7 protein-coding genes and 1 pseudogene are annotated in these 20719 nt (G+C 69.3%); 7 read left to right on the top strand and 1 reads right to left on the bottom strand.

The features are described from left to right. Nucleotides 1-93 precede the first annotated feature (93 nt). From AC3IYI_RS02800 to AC3IYI_RS02830, 7 genes and pseudogenes are all read left to right on the top strand, one after another. Nucleotides 94-5646 (top strand): RHS repeat domain-containing protein, encoded by a 5553-nt coding sequence (locus tag AC3IYI_RS02800; protein WP_489408683.1) that lies wholly within the window; start codon nucleotides 94-96, stop codon nucleotides 5644-5646. Nucleotides 5647-5858: 212 nt separating this feature from the next. Continuing rightward, nucleotides 5859-9644 carry an FG-GAP repeat domain-containing protein gene (locus AC3IYI_RS02805; RefSeq protein ID WP_489408684.1) on the top strand — a complete coding sequence of 1262 codons (3786 nt, stop codon included), beginning with the start codon at nucleotides 5859-5861 and terminating at the stop codon, nucleotides 9642-9644. 147 nt (nucleotides 9645-9791) lie between these two features. Continuing rightward, on the top strand, nucleotides 9792-10139 hold the full coding sequence (locus AC3IYI_RS02810) for a hypothetical protein (protein WP_489408685.1): 348 nt from the start codon (nucleotides 9792-9794) through the stop codon (nucleotides 10137-10139). 478 nt (nucleotides 10140-10617) lie between these two features. Continuing rightward, on the top strand, nucleotides 10618-12024 hold the full coding sequence (locus AC3IYI_RS02815) for a glycoside hydrolase family 43 protein (RefSeq protein WP_489408686.1): 1407 nt from the start codon (nucleotides 10618-10620) through the stop codon (nucleotides 12022-12024). A gap of 1166 nt (nucleotides 12025-13190) precedes the next feature. Beyond that, entirely contained in the window at nucleotides 13191-14663 is a 1473-nt protein-coding gene (locus AC3IYI_RS02820) for an arabinofuranosidase catalytic domain-containing protein (RefSeq protein WP_489411857.1), read from the top strand. A gap of 166 nt (nucleotides 14664-14829) precedes the next feature. Then, a pseudogene (locus tag AC3IYI_RS02825) lies at nucleotides 14830-15084 on the top strand (non-reducing end alpha-L-arabinofuranosidase family hydrolase); the annotation flags it as partial. Nucleotides 15085-15395: 311 nt separating this feature from the next. Further along, nucleotides 15396-17168: a family 43 glycosylhydrolase gene (locus tag AC3IYI_RS02830; protein WP_489408687.1), complete on the top strand. Its 1773-nt coding sequence runs from the start codon at nucleotides 15396-15398 to the stop codon at nucleotides 17166-17168. Between the two features lie 595 nt (nucleotides 17169-17763). Here the strand turns inward: AC3IYI_RS02830 and AC3IYI_RS02835 are convergent. Beyond that, nucleotides 17764-20664, bottom strand: coding sequence for an ATP-binding protein (locus tag AC3IYI_RS02835; protein WP_489408688.1), 2901 nt, complete (start codon nucleotides 20662-20664; stop codon nucleotides 17764-17766). Nucleotides 20665-20719 lie beyond the last annotated feature (55 nt).

Genomic DNA, 20719 nt, shown 5'->3' on the forward strand with positions numbered 1-20719 from the left:
CCTCGGGGCCAAGGACCCTGCCCTGAGGGTCCGTTGGCTCGAGGAGATGCGTTGCCACGAAGGAAACCGGTGCCGGAACGCCGGAGATCACCGATGAGGACGAGCGCAGCCGTGCTGGCGCTCGTCCTGCCCGCGATGGTGCTACAGACGGCCCCCGCGCTCGCGGGGGAGGACCTGGCACCGCACAAGGCGCCGGCGCCGAAGTCGGTGCCGGTCACCAAGCCCGGTGCGGCCAAGCTCTTCCAGCACACGGACGTGTCCAAGCGCGTCACCGTGGAGAAGCCCGTCAAGCTCCGCACCGAGAACCTCTACGTGGCGGCGGCATCGACCGCTGCGACGGGAGGTGACGCACCTTCAGGAAGCTTCGCGGTCACGCCTCTCGCGGCGTCCGCGACCTGGAACTCCGGCGGCTCCTCGGGTGACTTCAGCTGGAACCACCCCATGGCGGTGCCCGCCGTGGATGGCGGCCTCACACCCAAACTCGCCCTCGGCTACTCCTCGCAGAGCGTCGACGGCCACACCGCCGCCACCAACAACCAGCCTTCCTGGGCCGGTCAGGGCTGGGACCTGGCACCTGGCAGCATCGAGCGCCGCTACAAGAGCTGCGCCGACGACCTCGGCGGCAACAACGGCCAGACCAAGACCCAGGACCTGTGCTGGGGCACCGACAACGCGACGCTGTCCATGGACGGCGCCGCAGGCGAGCTGATCCCCGTCGACGCCCAGGGCACCACCTGGCGGCTGAAGAACGACAACGGAATGCGCGTGCAGCGCCTGACCGGCACGGCCAACGGCGACGACAACGGCGAATCCTGGATCGTTACCACGCAGGACGGCACCCAGTACCACTTCGGCTCCCGCGCCACGACGAAGTCGCTGTACAGCGTGCCCGTCTTCGGCAACAACGGCGGCGAGCCCTGCAACAAGACGGCCTTCGCGGACTCCTCCTGCACCCAGGCCTACAAGTGGAACCTGGACTACGTGGTCGACCCGCACCACAACACGATGGCCTACACCTACACGCCCGAGACCAACCACTACGCGCGCAACAACAACACCGCCTCCGGCACGCAGTACGTGCGGGGCGGCCAGCTGGAGCGCATCGACTACGGCACCCGCGAAAGCGTCGTCGGCACCGCACCGGCCCGTGTCGTCTTCGAGACCGCCGAGCGCACCAGCGCCCCCGGCGTCCTGCCCGACACACCCACCACCCTGGACTGCGGCCCCGGCGCGTGCACCCAGACCGGCCCGTCCTTCTGGACCCGCAAGCGGCTGGCCCGCGTCGTCGCCCAGAAGTGGAACGGCAGCGCCTACGCGGACGTCGACTCCTGGACGCTGCGCCACTCCTTCCCCAGCAACGGGGACGGCACCCCCGCATCCCTGTGGCTGGACGGCATCACCCACACCGGCCACGTCGGCGGCACCCTCGCCATGCCGGAGATCGTCTTCGACGGCGTGCAGATGCCCAACCGGGCCAACGAGGCAGAGGGCCCACCGATGAACTGGTGGCGGATCAAGGCGATCCGCAACGAGTACGGCGGCACCACCACCGTCACCTACTCGGCCAAGGACTGCTCGGCGGGCACCCTGCCCGCCTCCCCGGAGACCAACACCCGCCGCTGCCTGCCCGCGGTGTACGAGAAGGACGGCCAGCCGAAGCTGGAGTACTTCAACAAGTACGTGGTCACGGGCGTGGTGCAGAACGCCAACCTGCCCGGTGACCTCTCCCTCCCGGTGGAGACCGCCTACGAGTACGTCGGCGAGCCCGCCTGGCACTACGACAGCGAGGACGGCCTGGTGCCCGCCTCGCGCAAGACCTGGTCGCAGTGGCGCGGTTACGGCAAAGTGCGCACGATCGGCGGCAACGCCGCCGAGGGCGCCCGCTCGCTGACCGAGACCACCTACTTCCGTGGCATGGACGGCGACAAACTCCCGTCCGGGTCACGGTCGGTGACCGTCACCGACTCCGAGGGCACCACCGTGCCGGACGCCGCCGCACTGGCCGGCTCCGTGCGCGAGACGGCGACGTACAACGGGGTCGGCGGCAAGGAGGTCAGCGGCACCGTCAACGACCACTGGATCTCCGCCCCGACGGCGACGCGCATCCGCCCTTGGGGCACCGACGAGGCCCGGCTGACCGGGCTGGCGAAGACCCGCACCCGGGTCCGGGACGCGGCCGGTACGGTCGTCCGGCGCGCCGGCACCGAGTCCACGTACGACTCCACGTACGGCAGCGTCTTCGAATCCCTCGACCAGGGCGACCTCGCCACCACCGCCGACGACCGGTGCAGCCGCACCGAGTACGCGCGCAACACCTCGATCTGGCTGGTCAAGCTGCCCAGCCGGGTCGTCACCATGGCCGGCGCCTGCACCGGTACGCCCGCCCCGGCGGACGTCCTCGCCGACGCCCGCACCTACTACGACGGCTCCGACACGCTCGGCGCCCAGCCGACGGCCGGTGATGCGACCCGCACCGAGACGCTGTCCGGCTGGGACGGTACGACGCCTGCGTACGTGACCACGGCCCGGACGGCTTTCGATGCGCTCGGCCGCCCGACGTCGGTCTCGGATGCCCTGGGCCGCACCACGGGCACCGCGTACCTGACCGGCCCGGTGCGGGTGAAGGTCACCAGCCCGCTGGGCCACACCTCCACCGTCGAGAAGGACGCCCGCGGGGCGACCATCGCCGAGACCGACGCCAACGGCAAGCGCACCGACTCCGAGAACGACCCGCTCGGCCGCGTCCGCAAGGTGTGGCTGCCCGGCCGTACCAAGGGCACCGACGGACCCAACAGCGAGTTCCAGTACGCGCTGAACGGCGGAAAGGCGAGCGTGGTCACCACACGCACCCTCGCCGCCGACGGCAGCTACCGCACGTCCTACACGCTCGTCGACGGCCTGGCCCGCTCCCGGCAGACGCAGGCACCGACCCCGGCGGGCGGACGCACCATCACCGATACCGTCTACGACTCGCGCGGCCAGGCCGTGAAGTCCAACGCCGCGTACTTCAACAGCGCACCGGCGGGCTCCGAACTGGTCGTCGCCGCCGACTCGGCAGTGCCCAGCCAGACCCGCACCACCTACGACGGCGCCGGACGCGTCACGGCCACCGCGCTCTACAGTTCTGCCATCAAGAAGTGGGAGACGCTGACCGGGCACGACGGCCTCAAGGTGAGCGTGACCCCGCCGACCGGCGGCACCGCGACCACGACCGTCCGCGACGCCCGCGGCCAGGTCACCGAGCTGCACCAGCACCAGGCCCCGACACCGGCCGGCGCCGCCGACCTCACCCGCTACGGCTACGACAGCGCGGGACGGCCCACCTCGGTCACCACCCCGGCCGGGCGCGTCTTCGGCACCGAGTACGACGTGCGCGGCCGCAAGACCCGCACGACCGACCCGGACCGCGGCGCGACCACGTACACGTACGACGACGCCGGGCAGCTGGTGTCCACCACGGACGCGGAGAACCGGAAGCTGTACTACGGGTACGACGAGGGAGGCCGTAAGACCTCGCTCCGCGAGGGCTCGCCGACCGGCACCCTGCGTGCGAGCTGGCAGTACGACACCCTCGCGCTCGGACGGCTCACGTCCACGACCCGCCACGCCGGCGCGGCCGCGTACGTCCTGAAGACGACCGGCTACGACAACGCGTACCGGCCCACGGGCACGGCGGTGACCGTACCGGCGACCGAGGGCGCGCTCGCCGGGACGTACCCGGTGACGATGACCTACACCCCGACCGGCGAGATCGCCTCCTCGCAGCAGCCCGCGGTGGGCGGCCTGCCGGCCGAGAAGCTGGTGCACGCCTACGACACCTTCGGCAACCCGGTGAAGCTGGAGGCCAAGGACGGCGCGGGCGCCGTCCAGACCACCTACGTACGCAACACGCTGTACACCCCGCTCGGTGAGACCGCCCAGATCAGCCTGGGAGCCCTCGGCCGGTCGGTGTGGCTCACCAACGAGTACGACCAGGCCACCCACCGCCTGACCCGGGCGATCACCGACCGGGAGGTCACCGGCAAGACCCAGGGCGACGCCCGCTACACCTACGACCCGTCCGGCAACGTCACCGCCATCTCCGACCAGCCGGGTGCCACCACGGGTGTCCCGGCCGACCACCAGTGCTTCCGCACCGACTACCTGGCCCGGACCACCGAAGCATGGACGCCGTCCACGGCGACCTGCGCCAACCCGGTGACCCCGCCGACCGGCGACCCGGTCAAGTACTGGGAGTCCTTCGCCTACGACAAGGCCGGCAACCGTACCGGTCACACCCTGCGCCTCGGCTCGGGGACGACCGGTCAGACCTCCACCTACCCGACCGCCGGCCAGCCGCAGCCGGACCTGCTCTCCTCGGTGACCACCACCAACCCGGACGGCTCGCAGCGCACGGACACGTACGGCTACGACCGGACCGGCAGCACCACCTCCCGCCCCGGGCAGCAGCTCACCTGGGACGTCGAGGGCCGCCTCGCCAAGGTCACGGCAGGCGGGAACGCCACGGAGTTCGTCTACGACGCGGAAGGCACCCGCCTGCTGCGCAAGGAACCCGCCGCCACCACGCTCTACGTCGGCGGCATGGAACTGAAGCTGTCCGGCGGCTCGGTGACGGGCACCCGCTACTACGGGCACGGCTCGCTGATGGTCGCCGAGCGCGTGGGGGCGAACAGCCTCACGTGGCTCTCCGCCGACCACCACGGCACGTCCACCCTGGCTTTCACCTCGGACACCCTGACGGTGACCCGCCGCCGGTCCCTGCCGTTCGGCGAGGAGCGAGGCCCCAAGACCGCCTGGCCCGACGACCACGGCTTCCTCAACAAGTCCCGGGACGCCTCCACGGGCCTCACCCATCTCGACGCCCGTGCATACGACACGACGCTGGGCCGGTTCTTCTCGGGCGACCCCGTCCTGAACACCAACGACCCGCAACAGCTGAACGGTTACGCCTACTCCGGCAACAACCCGGCCACGCTGAGCGACCCGAGCGGCCTGATCCCCCTCGATCCGGATACCGGGCGTCCGGTCAACGAGCCGCATGACCCCGACCAACAGATGGACTACAGCCGGGACTACATGCAGCCGCGGCCGCCCGACCCGTGCACGGCAGGAATCGGCGCGGGATGCTTCGGTCCGCCGTCGAACACCGGCGCCGGTTCCGGGAAGCCGAACCCTACCCCCAACGTCCCTCACCCGACGCCGCATCCGACCCCGGGCCCAGCTCCCACACCGACCACCGCCCCGGTGAGCAACGACCGTCACGGCATGATCGCTTTCTGCCCGTACACCGCGGCCGTGGGCTTCATCATCGGTGGCAACGGATCGGCCTGTGTGGGTGTGGACCGCCACGGAGTGGCCCTGCTGGGCACGGCCGGCTACAGCGCGGGCGCCGACATCGGCGGATTCTTCGGATCCGGCATCGCCTTCTCCAACGGCGACATCGAGGACCAGAAGGAATGGTTCACGACCAGCAGCGTGGGCGGCGGGAGCCTGTTCTACGGCGGAGGCACGCTCTCGCAGGGGACGGCCTCCGACGGCCGAGCCATCTACACCGTGCAGGTGAACGGCGGTGTCGGGGCCGGAGTGAAGGCAGGGTCCTCCAGCGGCAGGGCCTACACCTGGATCAAGCCCCTCTTCCACTGGTGAAGTCACACATCAAGGAGTCACAGATCATGCGTTCGCCGCATGCGCCACGGGCACCCCGTGGCCGTTCCAGAGCCCTGACGGCAATCGCCACCCTGAGCGGGCTGGCACTGACAACATCCCTAATCGGACTAGTAGTTGGGCCGAGCGCCGCCGCGGCGGCACCCGCCCCGCGCAGCGACGTCGCTGTCGCCGCCACTGAACCGGCCGCACTCGTGGCAGCGAAGTCCGCCCACCACCGCGTGGAGATACTGAGCCACCGCACCGAGGCCGCCCAGGTCTTCGCCAACCCCGACGGCCACCTGACCGCCGAGTTCGCGCCGACGGCGGTCCGCGTCAAACAGGACAACGGCACCTGGGCGCCGGTCGACACCACGCTCGCCGCCCGTCCAGACGGAACCGTCGCACCCAAGGCGGCCGCCGCGGACCTCCAATTCTCCGGCGGCGGCACCGGCCCGCTGGCCCGGATGACCAAGGACGGCAAGGAGTTCACGCTCAGCTGGCCGTCCGCGCTGCCCAAGCCGTCCCTGGACGGTGACGCGGCGACCTACCCGAACGTGCTGCCCGGCACGGACCTCGTGCTGCGTGCGACGCCCACCGGGTTCAGCCACCTGCTGGTCGTCAAGAACGCCACCGCCGCCAAGAACCCGGCCCTGCGCAAGATCCGCTTCGGACTCGGCGGCAGCAAGGGCCTGACGAGCACGACGGATGCCTCGGGCGCCGTGACTGCGAAGGACGCAGCCGGCAAGACCGTGTTCGTCTCGGCGCGGCCGGCGATGTGGGACACGCCCGCGGAGGTCACGCAAAAGGCCCCCGCCATGTCGAAGGCCGAGGCTGCCGGCAAGGCCGATGTCCTCACCGTGCCCGCCGGCGGCGCGAAGCAGGCCACGGTCGGCGTCAAGATTTCCGGCACCGATATGGACGTCATACCCGACCCCGCGATGCTCAACGACGAGAAGGCCCGCTTCCCGCTCGTCATCGACCCGACCTTCCTCGAACGCCCCATGTGGGACTGGAACCTGTTCGAGAGCCAGCACACCACCACCAACTACTGGGGCACACAGGGCAGCAACATCAAGGTCGGCAACGATGGCGCGCGCGAGTGGCGGGGCATCTTCCGCTTCTGGATCGACCCCGTCTTCGGCGCGGACATCCGCAGCGCGCGGCTCAAGGTCGCCGTCAACTCCGCGTCCAGCTGCGACGCGTCGACTGCGATGAACCTGCACATCAGCTCGCAGTACCCGCAGAACGCCACCTGGTCGAACTCCGGCTGGGGCGGCTGGATGTCCTCCGCGTTCGGCTGCGGTGACAGCAACGGGCTGTACTTCCCCTCCAACGACACCTTCCGCGGGAAAGTTCAGGAGGCGGCCACCAACCGCTGGGGCAACGGCATCACCTTCGGGATCAACACGGCCACGGCCAACGTCTACAAGCAGCTCACCCCCGGCGACACCCGGCTGGTGATCGAGTACAACCACACGCCGAACGCCCCCACGGGCCTCGGCATGGTCCCGGCCAAGCCCTGCGCGACCGGCGCCGAGCGGACGTACCTGACAACCACCTCCCCACAGTTCACCGCGAATCTGTCCGACCCCAACGGTGACACCGTCGGCAGCCGGCTGGAGGTCGTCCGCAAGAGTGACGGCCAGGTCGTGTACTCCGACCCGCCGGCCGGCCAGAATCCGGCCCTGTCCGTAGCCAGCGGCGGCAGTCAGACCTGGGCTCCGGTGCAGGCCGGCAAGCTCTCGGCCGGGGTCGTCTACACCTACCGTGCGACCACCTGGGACGGTCTGGCCTGGTCCGGCACGACCGCCCCCGGCTGCGAGTTCGAGATCGACCTGGGAGCCGCGAGCACCCCGCTGGTCAGCTCGCCGTGCGAGCCGTCCGTGTGCGGGGAGTTCGGCCCGCCCCTCGGTACCGCCCGGCCCGTCACCCTCAGCCCGGCCCCCGGCGACACCGGCATCGTCAAGTACCGGTACGGCACCCGGCAGGGCGCGCTGACCATGACGGTGGCGGCCGGTCCGGACGGCACCGCGACCGTCCCCGTCACGCAGTGGACGAGCGACCCGACCTGGCTGTACGTCAAGGCGATCAACCGGGCCGGACAGGAGAGCACCGGCACCGCGTCGTTCGGCATCCAAGCCGCCTACAACACCAACACCCCGACCGGGCGGCGCGGCGACGCCAACGGTGACGGTCTCGCCGACACCACGGCGGTCTTCTCCGACGGCGCCACGCAGAACTCCGTCTACACCTGGCACGCCAACGCCTCGGGCAGTTACGCGCCCGTCGGTACCGAGATCAACAACGGATACGCCACGTCTGCCGTCCAGACCGTGCGCGGTGACTTCGACGGCGACAAGCGCACCGACGTCGCCATGCTCCGGCAGGAGGCCGGGGACCGGATCACCGTATGGATCTACCGCGCGGACGGCACCACGTACCAGCCGCCGACCGCCGCCGCGCTCGACTCGGCGGGCGCCGTCGGCTGGTACTTGAGCAACATCAAGACCGTGGCCGGAGATTTCGACGGCGACGGCAAGGCCGACCTCGGCCTCTACTACGGCTACGCCAACTGCCACACAAAACTGTGGGTGTTCTACTCCACCGGCACCGGCTTTACGAACTTCTTCGCCCCGCCCGCCTGGGACAGCGGCGTCGGCGGCTTCTGCTGGGACCGGATCAAGCCCCTCGTCGGCGACTTCGACAACTCCGCCACCGACAAGAAGCAGGAGATCGCCGGGTTCTACAACTGGGGCAACGGCTGCGACTGGAGCGTCGACACCTTCCGCCAGCCGGGCACCGTCCGCGGCACGTTCGCGAAGGCGACATCCGGCCAGAAGGACACCGGGTGTTCGGACTGGAACCGGCTCAAGCCCGTCGCGGGCGACTTCAACGGAGACGGTCGCGACGACCTGGGCCACTTCTACAACGCGGGCACCAACTCGACCACCTTCTGGACGCTCACCAGCAACGGCAACGTCGCCGGTGATGCCTTCGCCACCGAAGTGCAGCGCTCCACGGACGCGCTGGACTGGAACGTCCTGGAGCCGTCGGCGGCCAACACCGACAACACCGGCCCCGACGAGGTGATCCTGGTCGACCGGGCCTCCGCGTCCCGCACCAACCTGTGGACGCTGCGCACCACCGACGGCACGGCCTTCACACGCACGCTGAGCTGGGACGGCCGGGTGACGGCAGGGCTCGGCGTCTCAGGCAAGGGCGCCTCGCTCAACGGAGACTCCCGGGCGGAGATCGTGCGCGTCAAGTCCGACGGCTCGCTGTGGGGCGCGCCCAACATCGACGGCGTGCACGGGGCGTGGGGCCCGGAACGGTACTCGGCCGGCACCTCCACCGACCCGGCGCGGGCGTTCTTCACCGACCTCGACGGGGACGGGAAGAAGGAGTTCGTCTACCTCAAGACGGACGGCGTGCTGCGCGGTTACCCCAACATCGACGGGCTCAACGACGTCTACGGCACCGGCCGCAAGGTCGGCGAGTACTTCCCGGACCCAGCGCGGCTGCGCTTCGCCGACCTGGACGGGGACGGCCGCGACGACCTGATCCGCATCGACGCGGACGGCACGATCCAGGCCTGGCCCAACGTCCGGGGCATCGACAACGTGTGGGGTGCGCAGCGCACGGTGGGCTCGGGCTGGACGGACCCCACGCGGGTGCGGTTCGCCGACCTCAACGGGGACGGCCGCGACGACCTGGTGAGCATCGACACCAACGGCCAGCTGCGCGCGTGGGTCAACGCGGACGGCCTCAACTTCAACTGGGCCGCGCCTGTGGTCATCGGCTCCGGCTGGACGGACCCCGCGCGCACGTTCTTCGCAGACCTGGACGGAGACCGCCTTGAGGAGGTCATCAGCGTCGACGGCAACGGTGAGGTGCGGGCCCGGCCCAACGGGAATGTCACGGCAACGGGCGGCAGCTGGGGCACGCCCCGGGTCGTGTCGACCGGGTGGACGGATCCGTCCCGTCTGAAGCTTGCTTGACGATCTGTCAGTAGAAGGGGGAGCGCCCGGAGTTCCGGGGGCTCCCCCCTCGACGTGCCCCAGTGGGCGTGTCCTGCTCGTCGGGCCGGCTTGCTCCAGCGGGCGGGTGAAGGGTGCGTAGGACATTTCGCGGAGGCCGTCGGTGGGGTGGCGCAGGATCTTCGCTGCCTGCGCGACGTGCGGGAAGTCCAGCGCGAGGTCGGTGACGGTGAGTGCGCGGATCGAGCGGGTCTCGCGCCGTCCGTGTCCGGCTTCACGGTCGTAGCGGCGTGCGGCGACCTGCCTCCAGGCCAGGGATCGCAGCGTGGCGAACAACCCTGGTTGGTTGCCCTTGACCACGAACAGGTAGTGCGCGGCCTGCTCCTCGACGAGGAAGTGGACATGCTCACGCTGCGTGTGCTGCGCATCGGCAGTGACCACCACGCCGACCAGGTCAAAGGGGGCCAACAGGTGGGCGAAGCCAGTGATTTCGTTCGTCTTGTGCGGGACCCGTAGCCGGGTGACGGTGCGGCCGGTCCCGGTGACGGCGGACAGCAGGCGCGCGGCTGCGGTGTCGTGGGTGCGCGATCCCCTGGCGCTGGCTGGGCTTCGTCGAGGCTGACGTACCGTCCGGGATGACGGATCGGGCCGGGCCGCGATTCCCGGTCGGGCCGCGGGATGACCTTGCGCGTGACCTTGACGCACTACTCGGGCTGACCCATAGTGATGGCCATCGAGCCACCTTCATCTGACGCCTGACCTCGCCGACTGAATTGTTAACGCTAACATTCGGTCCAGCTTCCTCCGTCCCCACACCCCCGACGGGCGGGCTCCACGGAACGGGCAGCAACCTCCTGCACCGGGGCGCAACGTCCGCGACAACCCGCGGGACCCGTTGCATCCCGTGGTCCGGGGCGCCCCCGCCCAGCACTGCGACGGTGCATGCCGTGGCTGCCTAGAACGGCCGCCCGCCCCCACGCACCCTGGAGCGCAAATGACCGCCACAACCGGGCCCGGCCCCGGCCCCCACCCGTCGCGCCGACTGTTCCTCGGTATGGCCGCCACCGTCCCGCTGGCCCTGACCGGAACGTTGACGCTCGGCGCCCTACCCGCCTACGCCGCCGACGCGGCCTACGTCATGGGCTACTTCACCGAGTCCGCGACCATGCTGGAGGCCGACTACGGCCTGCACCTGGCCGTCAGCACCGACGGCCTCCGCTGGATGCCGCTCAACCAGAACAACCCCGTGGTGACCCCGACCGCGGGTGCGGGCGGCCTGCGTGATCCGTTCATCATGCGCAAGCAGGACGGCACCTTCGTCGTACTCGCCACCGACCTCAAGGGCACCGACTGGGGCTACAACAGTCAGTACATCCACGTCTGGGACTCCGCGGACCTGCGCACCCTCACCGGCTACCGCCGGCTGAAGCTGCACGACATGGTCACCCACAGCTGGGCACCCGAGGCGTTCTGGGACGCCGGTCGGGGCGAGTACGGGATCATCTACTCGTCGGTCAACGCCAGCGGCCACAAGGTGCTCATGGTGAACTACACCACGAACTTCCAGACGGTGACGTCCCCGCAGGTCTTCTTCGACCCCGGCTACGACATCATCGACGGCAACCTCACCGTGGGCGTGAACGGCGTCAACTACCTCTACTACAGGGGGAGGGACCAGGCCCTCGTGGGCGCGCGGTCGACCACCCTGCAGCCGGGCAGCTTCACGCCCTTCAGCACGGCGGCCGCCCACGGCGGAACCGAGGCGCCGACCCTGGTGAAGTCCCTGACCTCCGGATCCTGGTACCTGTGGGGCGACACCTACACGCCGAACGGCGTCTTCTACGCCTGGCAGAGCAACGACCTCGCCGCCGGCACCTGGACCGCGCTCGACCAGCGCCTCTACACCCAGCCGCTCAACTCCAAGCACTGCACCATCGCGACGATCACCATGACCGAGTACGACAACCTCGTGGCGAAGTGGGGCAGCCCCGCCTGGAACCGGCTGAAGTCCTACAACTACCCCGACCGTTACGTCCGTCATGCCAACTCCGTCGGCCGGATCGATGTCTACCCGTTCGACCCGTACACCGACTCGCAGTGGAAGCTCGTGCCCGGCCTGGCCGACAGCGCGGGCGTGTCCTTCCAGTCGGTCAACTTCCCGACCCGCTATCTGCGGCACTACAACTACGACCTGCGGCTGGAAGAGAACGACGGCACCGCGACCTTCGCCGCGGACGCCACGTTCCACAGCACCGCCGGACTGGCCGACTCCGCCTGGTCGTCCTTCCGTTCGCACAACTTCCCGACGCACTACATCCGGCACACCGGCTACGTCCTGCGCATCGACCCGATCTCCACCACCACGGAGAAGGCCGACGCCACGTTCCACGTCGGCTACTGACAGGGGTCGGCTCGGGCCGTTGGCTTCACGGCCGTTGGGAAACGCCGGCCTGGTCCCTTCGGGGTGAACCCGAAGGGACCAGGCGGTGTCCATGGGGAGGTCGACCCGGACGGGCCCATCGACTGTACGCGGTGGGGCAGGGGGAAGTCCGGTTACGGAAGGTGAACTCGGACGCGTGTCTTGACGCCCACCGGGCGGGGCCGGCTTCATTTGCCTACGAATGGGAGCGCTCCTATGCCGGTTTCCGACGTCGGCGGCCGCACCGGAACGGACCTCGACGGAACGGAAGGACCGCTCCTGTGCGCAGGCTTCCTGCTGTCACACGCGGCCCCCTGACCTCGGTACTGCTGGTCGCGGCCTGCGCGGTCCTGGCCGGTGCCCGCTCCTACCTCGCCGTCGCCCAGTGGGCCCGGTCCGTGGGTGGAATTGGGCCACTTGTGGGCGACCGCGAGGTCGGCCACGGACTTGGTGTCGAACTCCAGGTTCCCAGCGGGGCAACTGGCGTTGTAGCCCCTGGAGGTGTTAGCCGTGGCGACCCTATGGAGCGCCAAGTGCCGCTGGTATCGGACTCGTAACCCGAGCGCGCGAGGTTGGACGAGTGGTTCCAGTACGAGGTGCTCGGGAAGCTCTTGGCGACGGCCGTCCAGTTCAGGCGTGCGCCGCTGACTGTGGGGTCGATGCAGACGGGGAACACCGCCTTCGGGGAGTCGAGCACCGCGCGGTCCGGGGTCAGCCTCAGCTCGCCGCCCTTGACGCGGATCGGCATCACCCTCGCGGTCGAGCCGATCCGCGGTTCGAAGAGGTTCTCCCCCTTGGCCGGTGCGCGGTCTCACAAGGGACTTCCTCCGAAAACCTTCCCGTTACATCTTGACGCGGCCGATGTTAGCGCTCACAGTACACGTGGCGCGTTCAGCCGCACCGTCGGTTGGCTACTCAACACATACACCCCACACATTCCCGCACGGCTCGCTCCCGGAAATGTTAGCGCTAACAAATCACTTCCCGGGCAGTTGCCCGTGTGCGGGTGTCGTCGGCGTCCGCGCCGGTGCGGCCCGTCTCATGTCGGCGATCCCAGATGATGGAAGGAAGACGCTATGTCGGTTTGGTTAGCGCGCGCCGCGAGGTGGCGTCGTCGGTGGCGGTCGGGGGTGGCCGCCGCGGCAGCCATGGCGATTGTGGGCTGGTCGCTCACGGTGGCCACGACGCCGGCGTCGGCCGCCGCGGTGGACACCACCGCCTGGTACGTACTGGTGAACCACAACAGCGGCAAGGCCCTCGACGTCTACAACTCCTCCACCGCCGACGGCGCCAACGTCGTCCAGTGGACCCGCACCAACGCCGACAACCAGCAGTTCCAGTTCGTGGACTCCGGCGGCGGCTACTACCAGATCAAGGCGCGGCACTCGGGCAAGGTGATCGACGTGTCCAGCTGGTCGACAGCCGACGGTGCCGCCATCCACCAGTGGACCGACCACGGCGGAGCCAACCAGCAGTTCCGGTTGGCCGACTCCGACAGCGGCTACGTCCGGCTGATCAACCGCAACAGCAATAAGGCGGTCGAGGTCCAGAACGCGGCGACCAACGACGGCGCCAACGTCGTACAGTACAGCGACTGGGGCGGCACCAACCAGCAGTGGCAACTCGTCAAGGTGGATGGGGGCACCGGCTCCGGCCCGTGCGACATTTACGGCGCAGGTGGTACGCCCTGCGTGGCGGCGCACAGCACGACGCGCGCCCTCTACAGCGCCTACAACGGAGACCTGTATCAGGTCAGACGCTCAGACAACACAACCCGCAACATCGGCGTACTGACCCCTGGGGGCGTCGCCAACGCGGCGGCCCAGGACTCTTTCTGCGCAAACACCACGTGTGTCATCACGGTCCTGTTCGATCAGTCCGGGCGTGGCAACGACCTGTGGTACCAGGGTTCCAGCGTGGTCCCAGGCTCACCACAGAGCCGCCCGGCCGTAGCGACCACCGAATCGCTGACCGTCGGTGGCAGCAAGGCCTACTCGCTCTACATCAACCCCGGGAACAGCTACTGGCGCGACGGCCACCTGACGGGTGTCCCGACGGGCAGCGAACCCGAGGGCATGTACATGGTCACCAGCGGTACGCATGTCAACAGCGGCTGCTGCTTCGACTACGGCAACAGCGAAACCACCCGCAAGGCCGACGGGCCAGGTGCCATGGACGCCATCTACTTCGGGACGAGCTGCTGGTTCGGCGGGTGCCCCGGAACCGGACCCTGGGTGCAGGCCGACCTCGAATGGGGCCTGTTCCCAGGTGGCGCCAGCAGGTGGAACCCGAACCAGCAGGCGTTCACCAGCAAGTTCGTCACGGCGACACTCAAGAACAACGGGACGTCGCGATTCGCGCTCAAGGGCAGCAATGCCCAGGCCGGAAGCCTGAACACCCTATGGGACGGCGCGCTTCCCAACGAGCCCAACGTATACAGCCCGATGCGGAAGCAAGGCGCCATCGTCTTGGGCAGTGGCGGCGACTGCTGCTCACCCGACGTAGGCAATATCAACGATAGCGCTGGCACGTTCTACGAGGGTGCCATGGTCGCGGGCTACCCGTCGGATGCGACCGAAAATGCGGTCCAGGCGAACATCGCCGCCGCCGGCTACCGATGAACCAGACCCGGCCGCCGGCCTGACGGGTACAAGCGGTGCCGCCGCTCCAAGGCGGCAGCACCACTTCGCCCAGATGTGCTGATAGACCCTGCGCAGGTTGAACCACGCGGAAGGGGTCGGGCGCGGACGTGCCTGACCCCTTCCGCGTGGAGGGTCTTGAAGCGGCATCCACCGCGCCGGCATGCCCATTGGCAAGTTTCCGGGCAGCTTCGGTTCGTTGTTCACGAAGATCATGAGCGACACGGCGGCCAACCTGTTCGCGGTGGTTGAGGTCTACGAAGTTCAGGGTCAGAACCAGTACCTCGTGATCGTCGAGGCGCGGGACTGGCGCGGCCGCTTCTTCCGCTCGTTCACGGCCACCAGCCGACGGCATGGACTACGGCCTCCTGCCGTACCGGCCGGGCGTGCTGACACTGCAGCGCTAGGGCCTGTCGTCAAACTCCCGTCTGCCGCGCGACGCCTGGCACGCGCTCTCGCCGCACCGGGCGAAAGCCCGAGTACGTCCAGTACGCGGACTTTCGCCCGGCGCGCCGAGAGCACGCACCAGACGCCGCGCGGCCGCCCTTCGGGCGACGACGGGAGCTTGACGACAGGCCCTAGAGGTCCGGCTTCTGGCGGTCCCCGCCGGCGCCACCGCTTCATATCCCAACCGAATAAGGGACTCAAACAGTGACATTCGTACTTCAGCGGTCGTCGAAACGCGTCCTCGCCTTGACGATAAGCCTTCTATGCATGATGGCATTTCTTCCGGCCGCGGCCCAGGCGGACAACCCGATCGTGCAACACGTTTACACCGCCGACCCGGCACCGCTGGTCTACAACGGCCGGGTCTATCTGTACACCGGACACGATGAGGACAACGCGACGCCGACGTCTTTCACGATGCGCGAGTGGCGGGTGTCGTCCTCGTCGGACATGGTGAACTGGACTGATCACGGCTCGCCGATGAGCCTGTCGACCTTCAGCTGGGCCAGCGCGGACGCCTGGGCGGGACAGGCCGTCTACCGCAACGGCAAGTTCTACTGGTATGTGCCGGTGCGAATGTCCAACGGATCGCAAGCCATCGGAGTCGGGGTCTCGGACAGCCCCACCGGGCCGTTCCGCGACGCGCTCGGCGGTCCACTGATCCAGAACTCCGAAATCGACCCCACCGTCTTCATCGACGACGACGGGCAAGCCTACCTGTATTACGGCAACCCGAGTCTGTGGTACGTGCGGCTCAACGCCGACATGATCTCGTACTCCGGCAGCCCGACGCAGATACCGCTGACCACCGCGGGGTTCGGCACCCGCACGGGAGACGCGAACCGGCCCACCCTGTACGAGGAAGGCCCGTGGTTCTACAAGCGAAACGGCCTGTACTACATGGTGTTCGCGGCGAAATGCTGCTCTGAGTTCATCGCCTACTCCACCTCGCCCGGCCCGACCGGACCGTGGACGTATCGCGGCACCATCATGCCCGCGCAGGGCAGCAGCTTCACCAACCACGTCGGCGTCATCGACTTCAACGGCGGCTCGTACTTCTTCTACCACAACGGCGCTCTGCCGGGCGGCGGTGGCTTCACCCGGTCGGTCGCGGTGGAGAAGTTCAGCTACAACACCGACGGCACCATTCCAACGATCAATATGACGACGGCCGGGGCGCCGCAGGCCGGCACGCTCGATCCTTATGTCCGCCAGGAAGCCGAGACCATCGCGTGGGGCAGCGGCATCGAAACCGAACCCTCCAGCGAGGGCGGGATGAACATCAGCTGGATTGAAAACGGCGATTACACCAAGGTCAAAGGCGTAGCATTCGGCACCGGTGCCGGCTCGTTCACCGCCAGGGTGGCCTCAAGCACCAGTGGCGGCCGAATTGAGCTGCACCTGGACAGTCCTACTGGGCCAACGGTCGGGACATGCACTGTGTCGGGCACCGGAGGCTGGCAGACCTGGAGCACGGTCTCGTGCCCTGTTACCGGCGCGACCGGAACCCACGATCTGTACCTGCGCTTCGCCGGTGGCAGCGGGTACCTGTTCAATATGAACTGGTGGCAGTTCACGACCGGCCGGCCCACCTTCTCGTCAACCGCCGTCGCCCAGCACAGCGGGTACTGCCTGGACGACCCCAACCAGAGCACCGCCGACGGCACTCAGTACCGGCAGTCCACCTGCGGCGCCGGTGAGGAACAGCGGTTCGACTTCCACCCGGTGCCAGGGGTGGCGGACACCTACTCCCTGGTGAACCGCTACAGCGGCAAGTGCCTCGACATCCGCGGCGTCTCCACCGCCGACGGCGCCGCGGTCCACCAGTGGACCTGCCACGGCGGCACGAGCCAGCAGTTCACGCTGCGGCAGGTCGCCGCCAACGACTACCAGCTCGTCGCGGTGCACAGCGGCAAGTGCGTGGACGTCAGCGAGATCTCCACCGCCGTCGGAGCACTGGTCCACCAGTGGACCTGTGACTCCGCCAGTGCCCTGGCCACCAAGAAGAACCAGGTCTGGCGCCTTACCGGCAAGAGCTGAACCAACACAGGGTCGGGCCCGGCCGGCAACCCGGCGCCCGACCCTGTCCAGGGCCTTTGCCGGCCGGGGTAGCCGTTGGGGCCGGCAGGGGTGCCTTGTGTCTTCCAGCGTTTCGGTAGGAGTGTGAGAGGTGGCCGGGGATGGGCTCGTTTTGGAGGAGCTGGCGCGGCGGGAGGCGGCCGCGGCTCGGCGTCCGGGTCCAGCGTCAGTCCCAGCCTTGTCTCTACAGCGTCCGCTTCGCACCACCACGACCACAAACGCGTCGTGCTCAACGCAGCGTAACCAGCAAGGTGGCCACGCCCGACGTCCCCGTCTTGGCCTTGCTCGGTCAACGAGGCTGCGGGGCTCGACCAGTTCCAGCGCGACGGTCGGCTGCAGCCCGCGGCAGCCACCTATCCCCCACGACGCCATGATGCTCCAGCGCCGTCTGGTGTGAGTACAACCAACGACCCGAGACCGCCGCATCGCGCGTCTACTGGGCGGCAACCGAGAACACCACCAGCACCGGTATTGGCCGTGCTGACCAGAGACGCAGCGGGGCGCACCCGAGGGACACCGATGCCGGGCCGGGCTCCCCTCCGGGCCGGCCGTGCGATCAGGCTCCGAGCGCCCGGTGCAGTCCGAGCCGGTCGGTGCCCAGTTTCGTGAAGACCGCGGACAACAGCTCGGACACCGCTTGGGCGTTGGTGTGCATCGCCGCGGCGATCGCCCTGTTGTCCATCCCCGCCGAGGCGTGGCGGGCAGCCGTGAGCTCGGCGACGGTCAAGGTGTCCTGCTCGGAGGTGTGCAGACGGCGAGGCCGCAGACCTGCCGCGGCCAGCTGGGTCCTGGCCCGGCTCACGAGCCCGTCGGCGCCGCAGTCGGCGGCCAACTCCATGCCCCGGTAGGTCTGTTGTGCCGCCTGGTGCGGGTCGCCGATGGCGTGCAGGGCCATGCCGTGGTCGATGAGCGCGTGCGCGAGTTCGCAGGCGGCCGGAGACTGTTCGAGGTGCTCCACCGCCTCCTGCAGCAGGCCCGCCGCCTGGGACGGGTCCGTGGCCGCGGCCGCGACGCGCAGGGCGTGTCCGATCACGCTGGACGTCCCGAACGCGCGGGCCCGTGCGACCGCTTCGGCCGCCGTGGCCCGTGCCTGCTCGGGCGCGTGCGTTGCCTGCGCGAGCGCCAAGTCCAGCTGCCAGGGGCTCCACGAGGGATTGCGCGTTCCGCGCAGATCCAGGCGCCGGCCGGCTGCGGTGAGGTGGTGCTCCGCCTCCTCGATCCTGCCCTGGGCCAGGAGCAGTTTGCCCCACACGGCCTGCGGATCGGGATAGACCACGGCCTGGGGGAAGCCGTCCGCCAGCTTGTAGGCCTTGGCGATGCGCTGGGCCTCGGCGGTGTTCCCCCGGGCGAGCAGGGTCTCGATGAGGGTACCGATCGCGTACCACTGCGCCGGGATCCCGGTGCCGACGCGGTCGGCGATCTGCAGACCGTTGCGTACGAAGTCCTCGGCCTCGGCGAGCTGCCCGCGCCGGTAGCGGACGTAGCCGAGCAGGGTGTAGACGAACGACAGGTGCGCGCCGCGCCAGCCCTTCCCCTCGAACTCGACGATCGCGGTGTTGAAGAGGTCCTCGGCCCGGCCGGGCTGGTCGCAGTACATGAGCGTGACCGCGAGGACGGCGGGCACCTCGAAGCCGAAGTCCTGGTCGGTCCAGTCCATGCCCCCGTCAAGCGCCTGTTCCGCGTACTCCAGGGCGGTGGAGGCGGACTCGCCGCGCATCGCGGCGTCCCAGGCCCGCAGACCGAGGATGTGCCGCTCGGGCAGACCCCGACCGGTGAGCCGCTTGGCGAACTGGGCGAGGAGCCGGGAGCGGGCGGGCGAGTTCTCCTCGTCGAACCGGACAGCGTTCCATTTGAACTGCTCAGCCTGCATGCGCAGCCGCGTACGGGAGCTCGTGGCACGCCGGGCCTCGTCCGCGAGGAGCCCTGCCGCCAGACCCAGCTGACCCGTGTGGCCGAGCGCCTGGGCGAGCCGGTACGTGATCGCCTCGCGCAGGGCCTGGTCGGTCTTGGGCTCCTCCAGCGCGGCCCTGAGCTGGTTGATCGTCGTCGCGGGCTCGTGCAGGAGGTTGGCGGATCCGAGTTCGAACAGGACCTCGGCGCGGTCCTCCACCTCCGGGGGCTCGCGCAGGGCACGTGCCAGGTAGCGGCGCGCGGCATCAGGAGCGCCCGCGGAGAAGCTCTCGCGCGCGGCCTGGCGCAGCTGCTGTACGACCCACGGGTCGCCCTCGGGGTGCATCTCCAGCAGGTGGCGGGCGGCGGCCGCGGAACCCTGCCCGTCGTCGATCACGGCCTGGGCGGCCATCCCGTGCATGGCTACGCGTACACCGGGCGGAATCGAGCGGTACACGGCGGTGGCGATGAGCGGGTGGAAGAACTCCACGACTTCCTTGCGCCGTACGCCCGTGAGGACGGTCAGGATGCGTGCGGCCCGCAGCCGGTCGATGGCCTCGGCGGCCTGCGCCTCACCGAGGGCGGCCACGCCACCGACGATGCCGAGGGGGACCGCGGTGCCGAGCACGGCGGCGGCCCACGCGAGCCGGACGGTGGACGGGCCGAGCTGTTCGAGCCGGTCGATCAGGCCGCTGCCCTTGACCGCGGAAGCCAGGTCCCGCAGTTGGGGGATGTTGCCCTGGTACGGCTTCAACCCCCGGTCGCGGCCCTTCATGACCAGCTCGACCACCTCAAAGGGGTTTCCGCCGGTGATCGCCCAGCATTCGCGGCAGAACACGTTGTCCGCGTTCTCACCGAGGGCGTCGCGCACGATGCGCGCGACGGCGCTCGTGGTCAGGGGAGCCAGCTCGTGCGGGCGCGTCCCCTGGCGTCCCATGAGGGCGCGCAGCGTGCCGGCGTCGGCGGGGATCTCGTCGGGCCGGCAGGCCACCATGATCAGCATGGCCAGTTCTTCGGCGCGCGCCGCGAAGGAGGTGAGCCAGCTCAGGGACTCCGCGTCCGCCCAGTGCGCGTCGTCGACGATCAGCACGACGGGGGCGCTGCGTACCGCTAAATGCGTGACCACCCAGTCGAGTCCGTCGCGCACGCCCTGCGGGTCGGGCCCCGTCGGCCCCTTCGGGGCGGCGGTCAGCCCGAGCGCGGGGGCGATGATGCCGTACCAGTTGCCGAGCGCGTCGCGCCGTTCGTCCTCGCTCATGGCGGCGAGGGCCGGCTGGATGAGCTGGCGCATCACGTGGAACGGAACCTGCCGCTCCTGCTCGCCGCCGCGCGCGAAGAGCACGGTGCAGGAGCGGTCGGCGGCGTGGCGGCGGGCCTCGTTCAGCAGGGTGGTCTTGCCTATGCCGGCCGATCCGGCGAAGGTCAGGACACCCCCGCTGCGGTTGGCCGAGCCATTGCCCGAGACGGCGCAGAGTACGTCCACCGCGCGTTGGATCGCGAGGACTTCCGCCTCCCGCTCCAGCAGGGGCTTAGTGTTCCAGCTTCTCGGTTCCGTGACCTGTGACATCCTTTGCCCCCTCCAGCACGTGCGGCAGAGTGTACGGGCCGGAGGAGGAGTTGCT

The sequence above is a fragment of the Streptomyces sp. GL_148 genome (genome assembly GCF_057834205.1).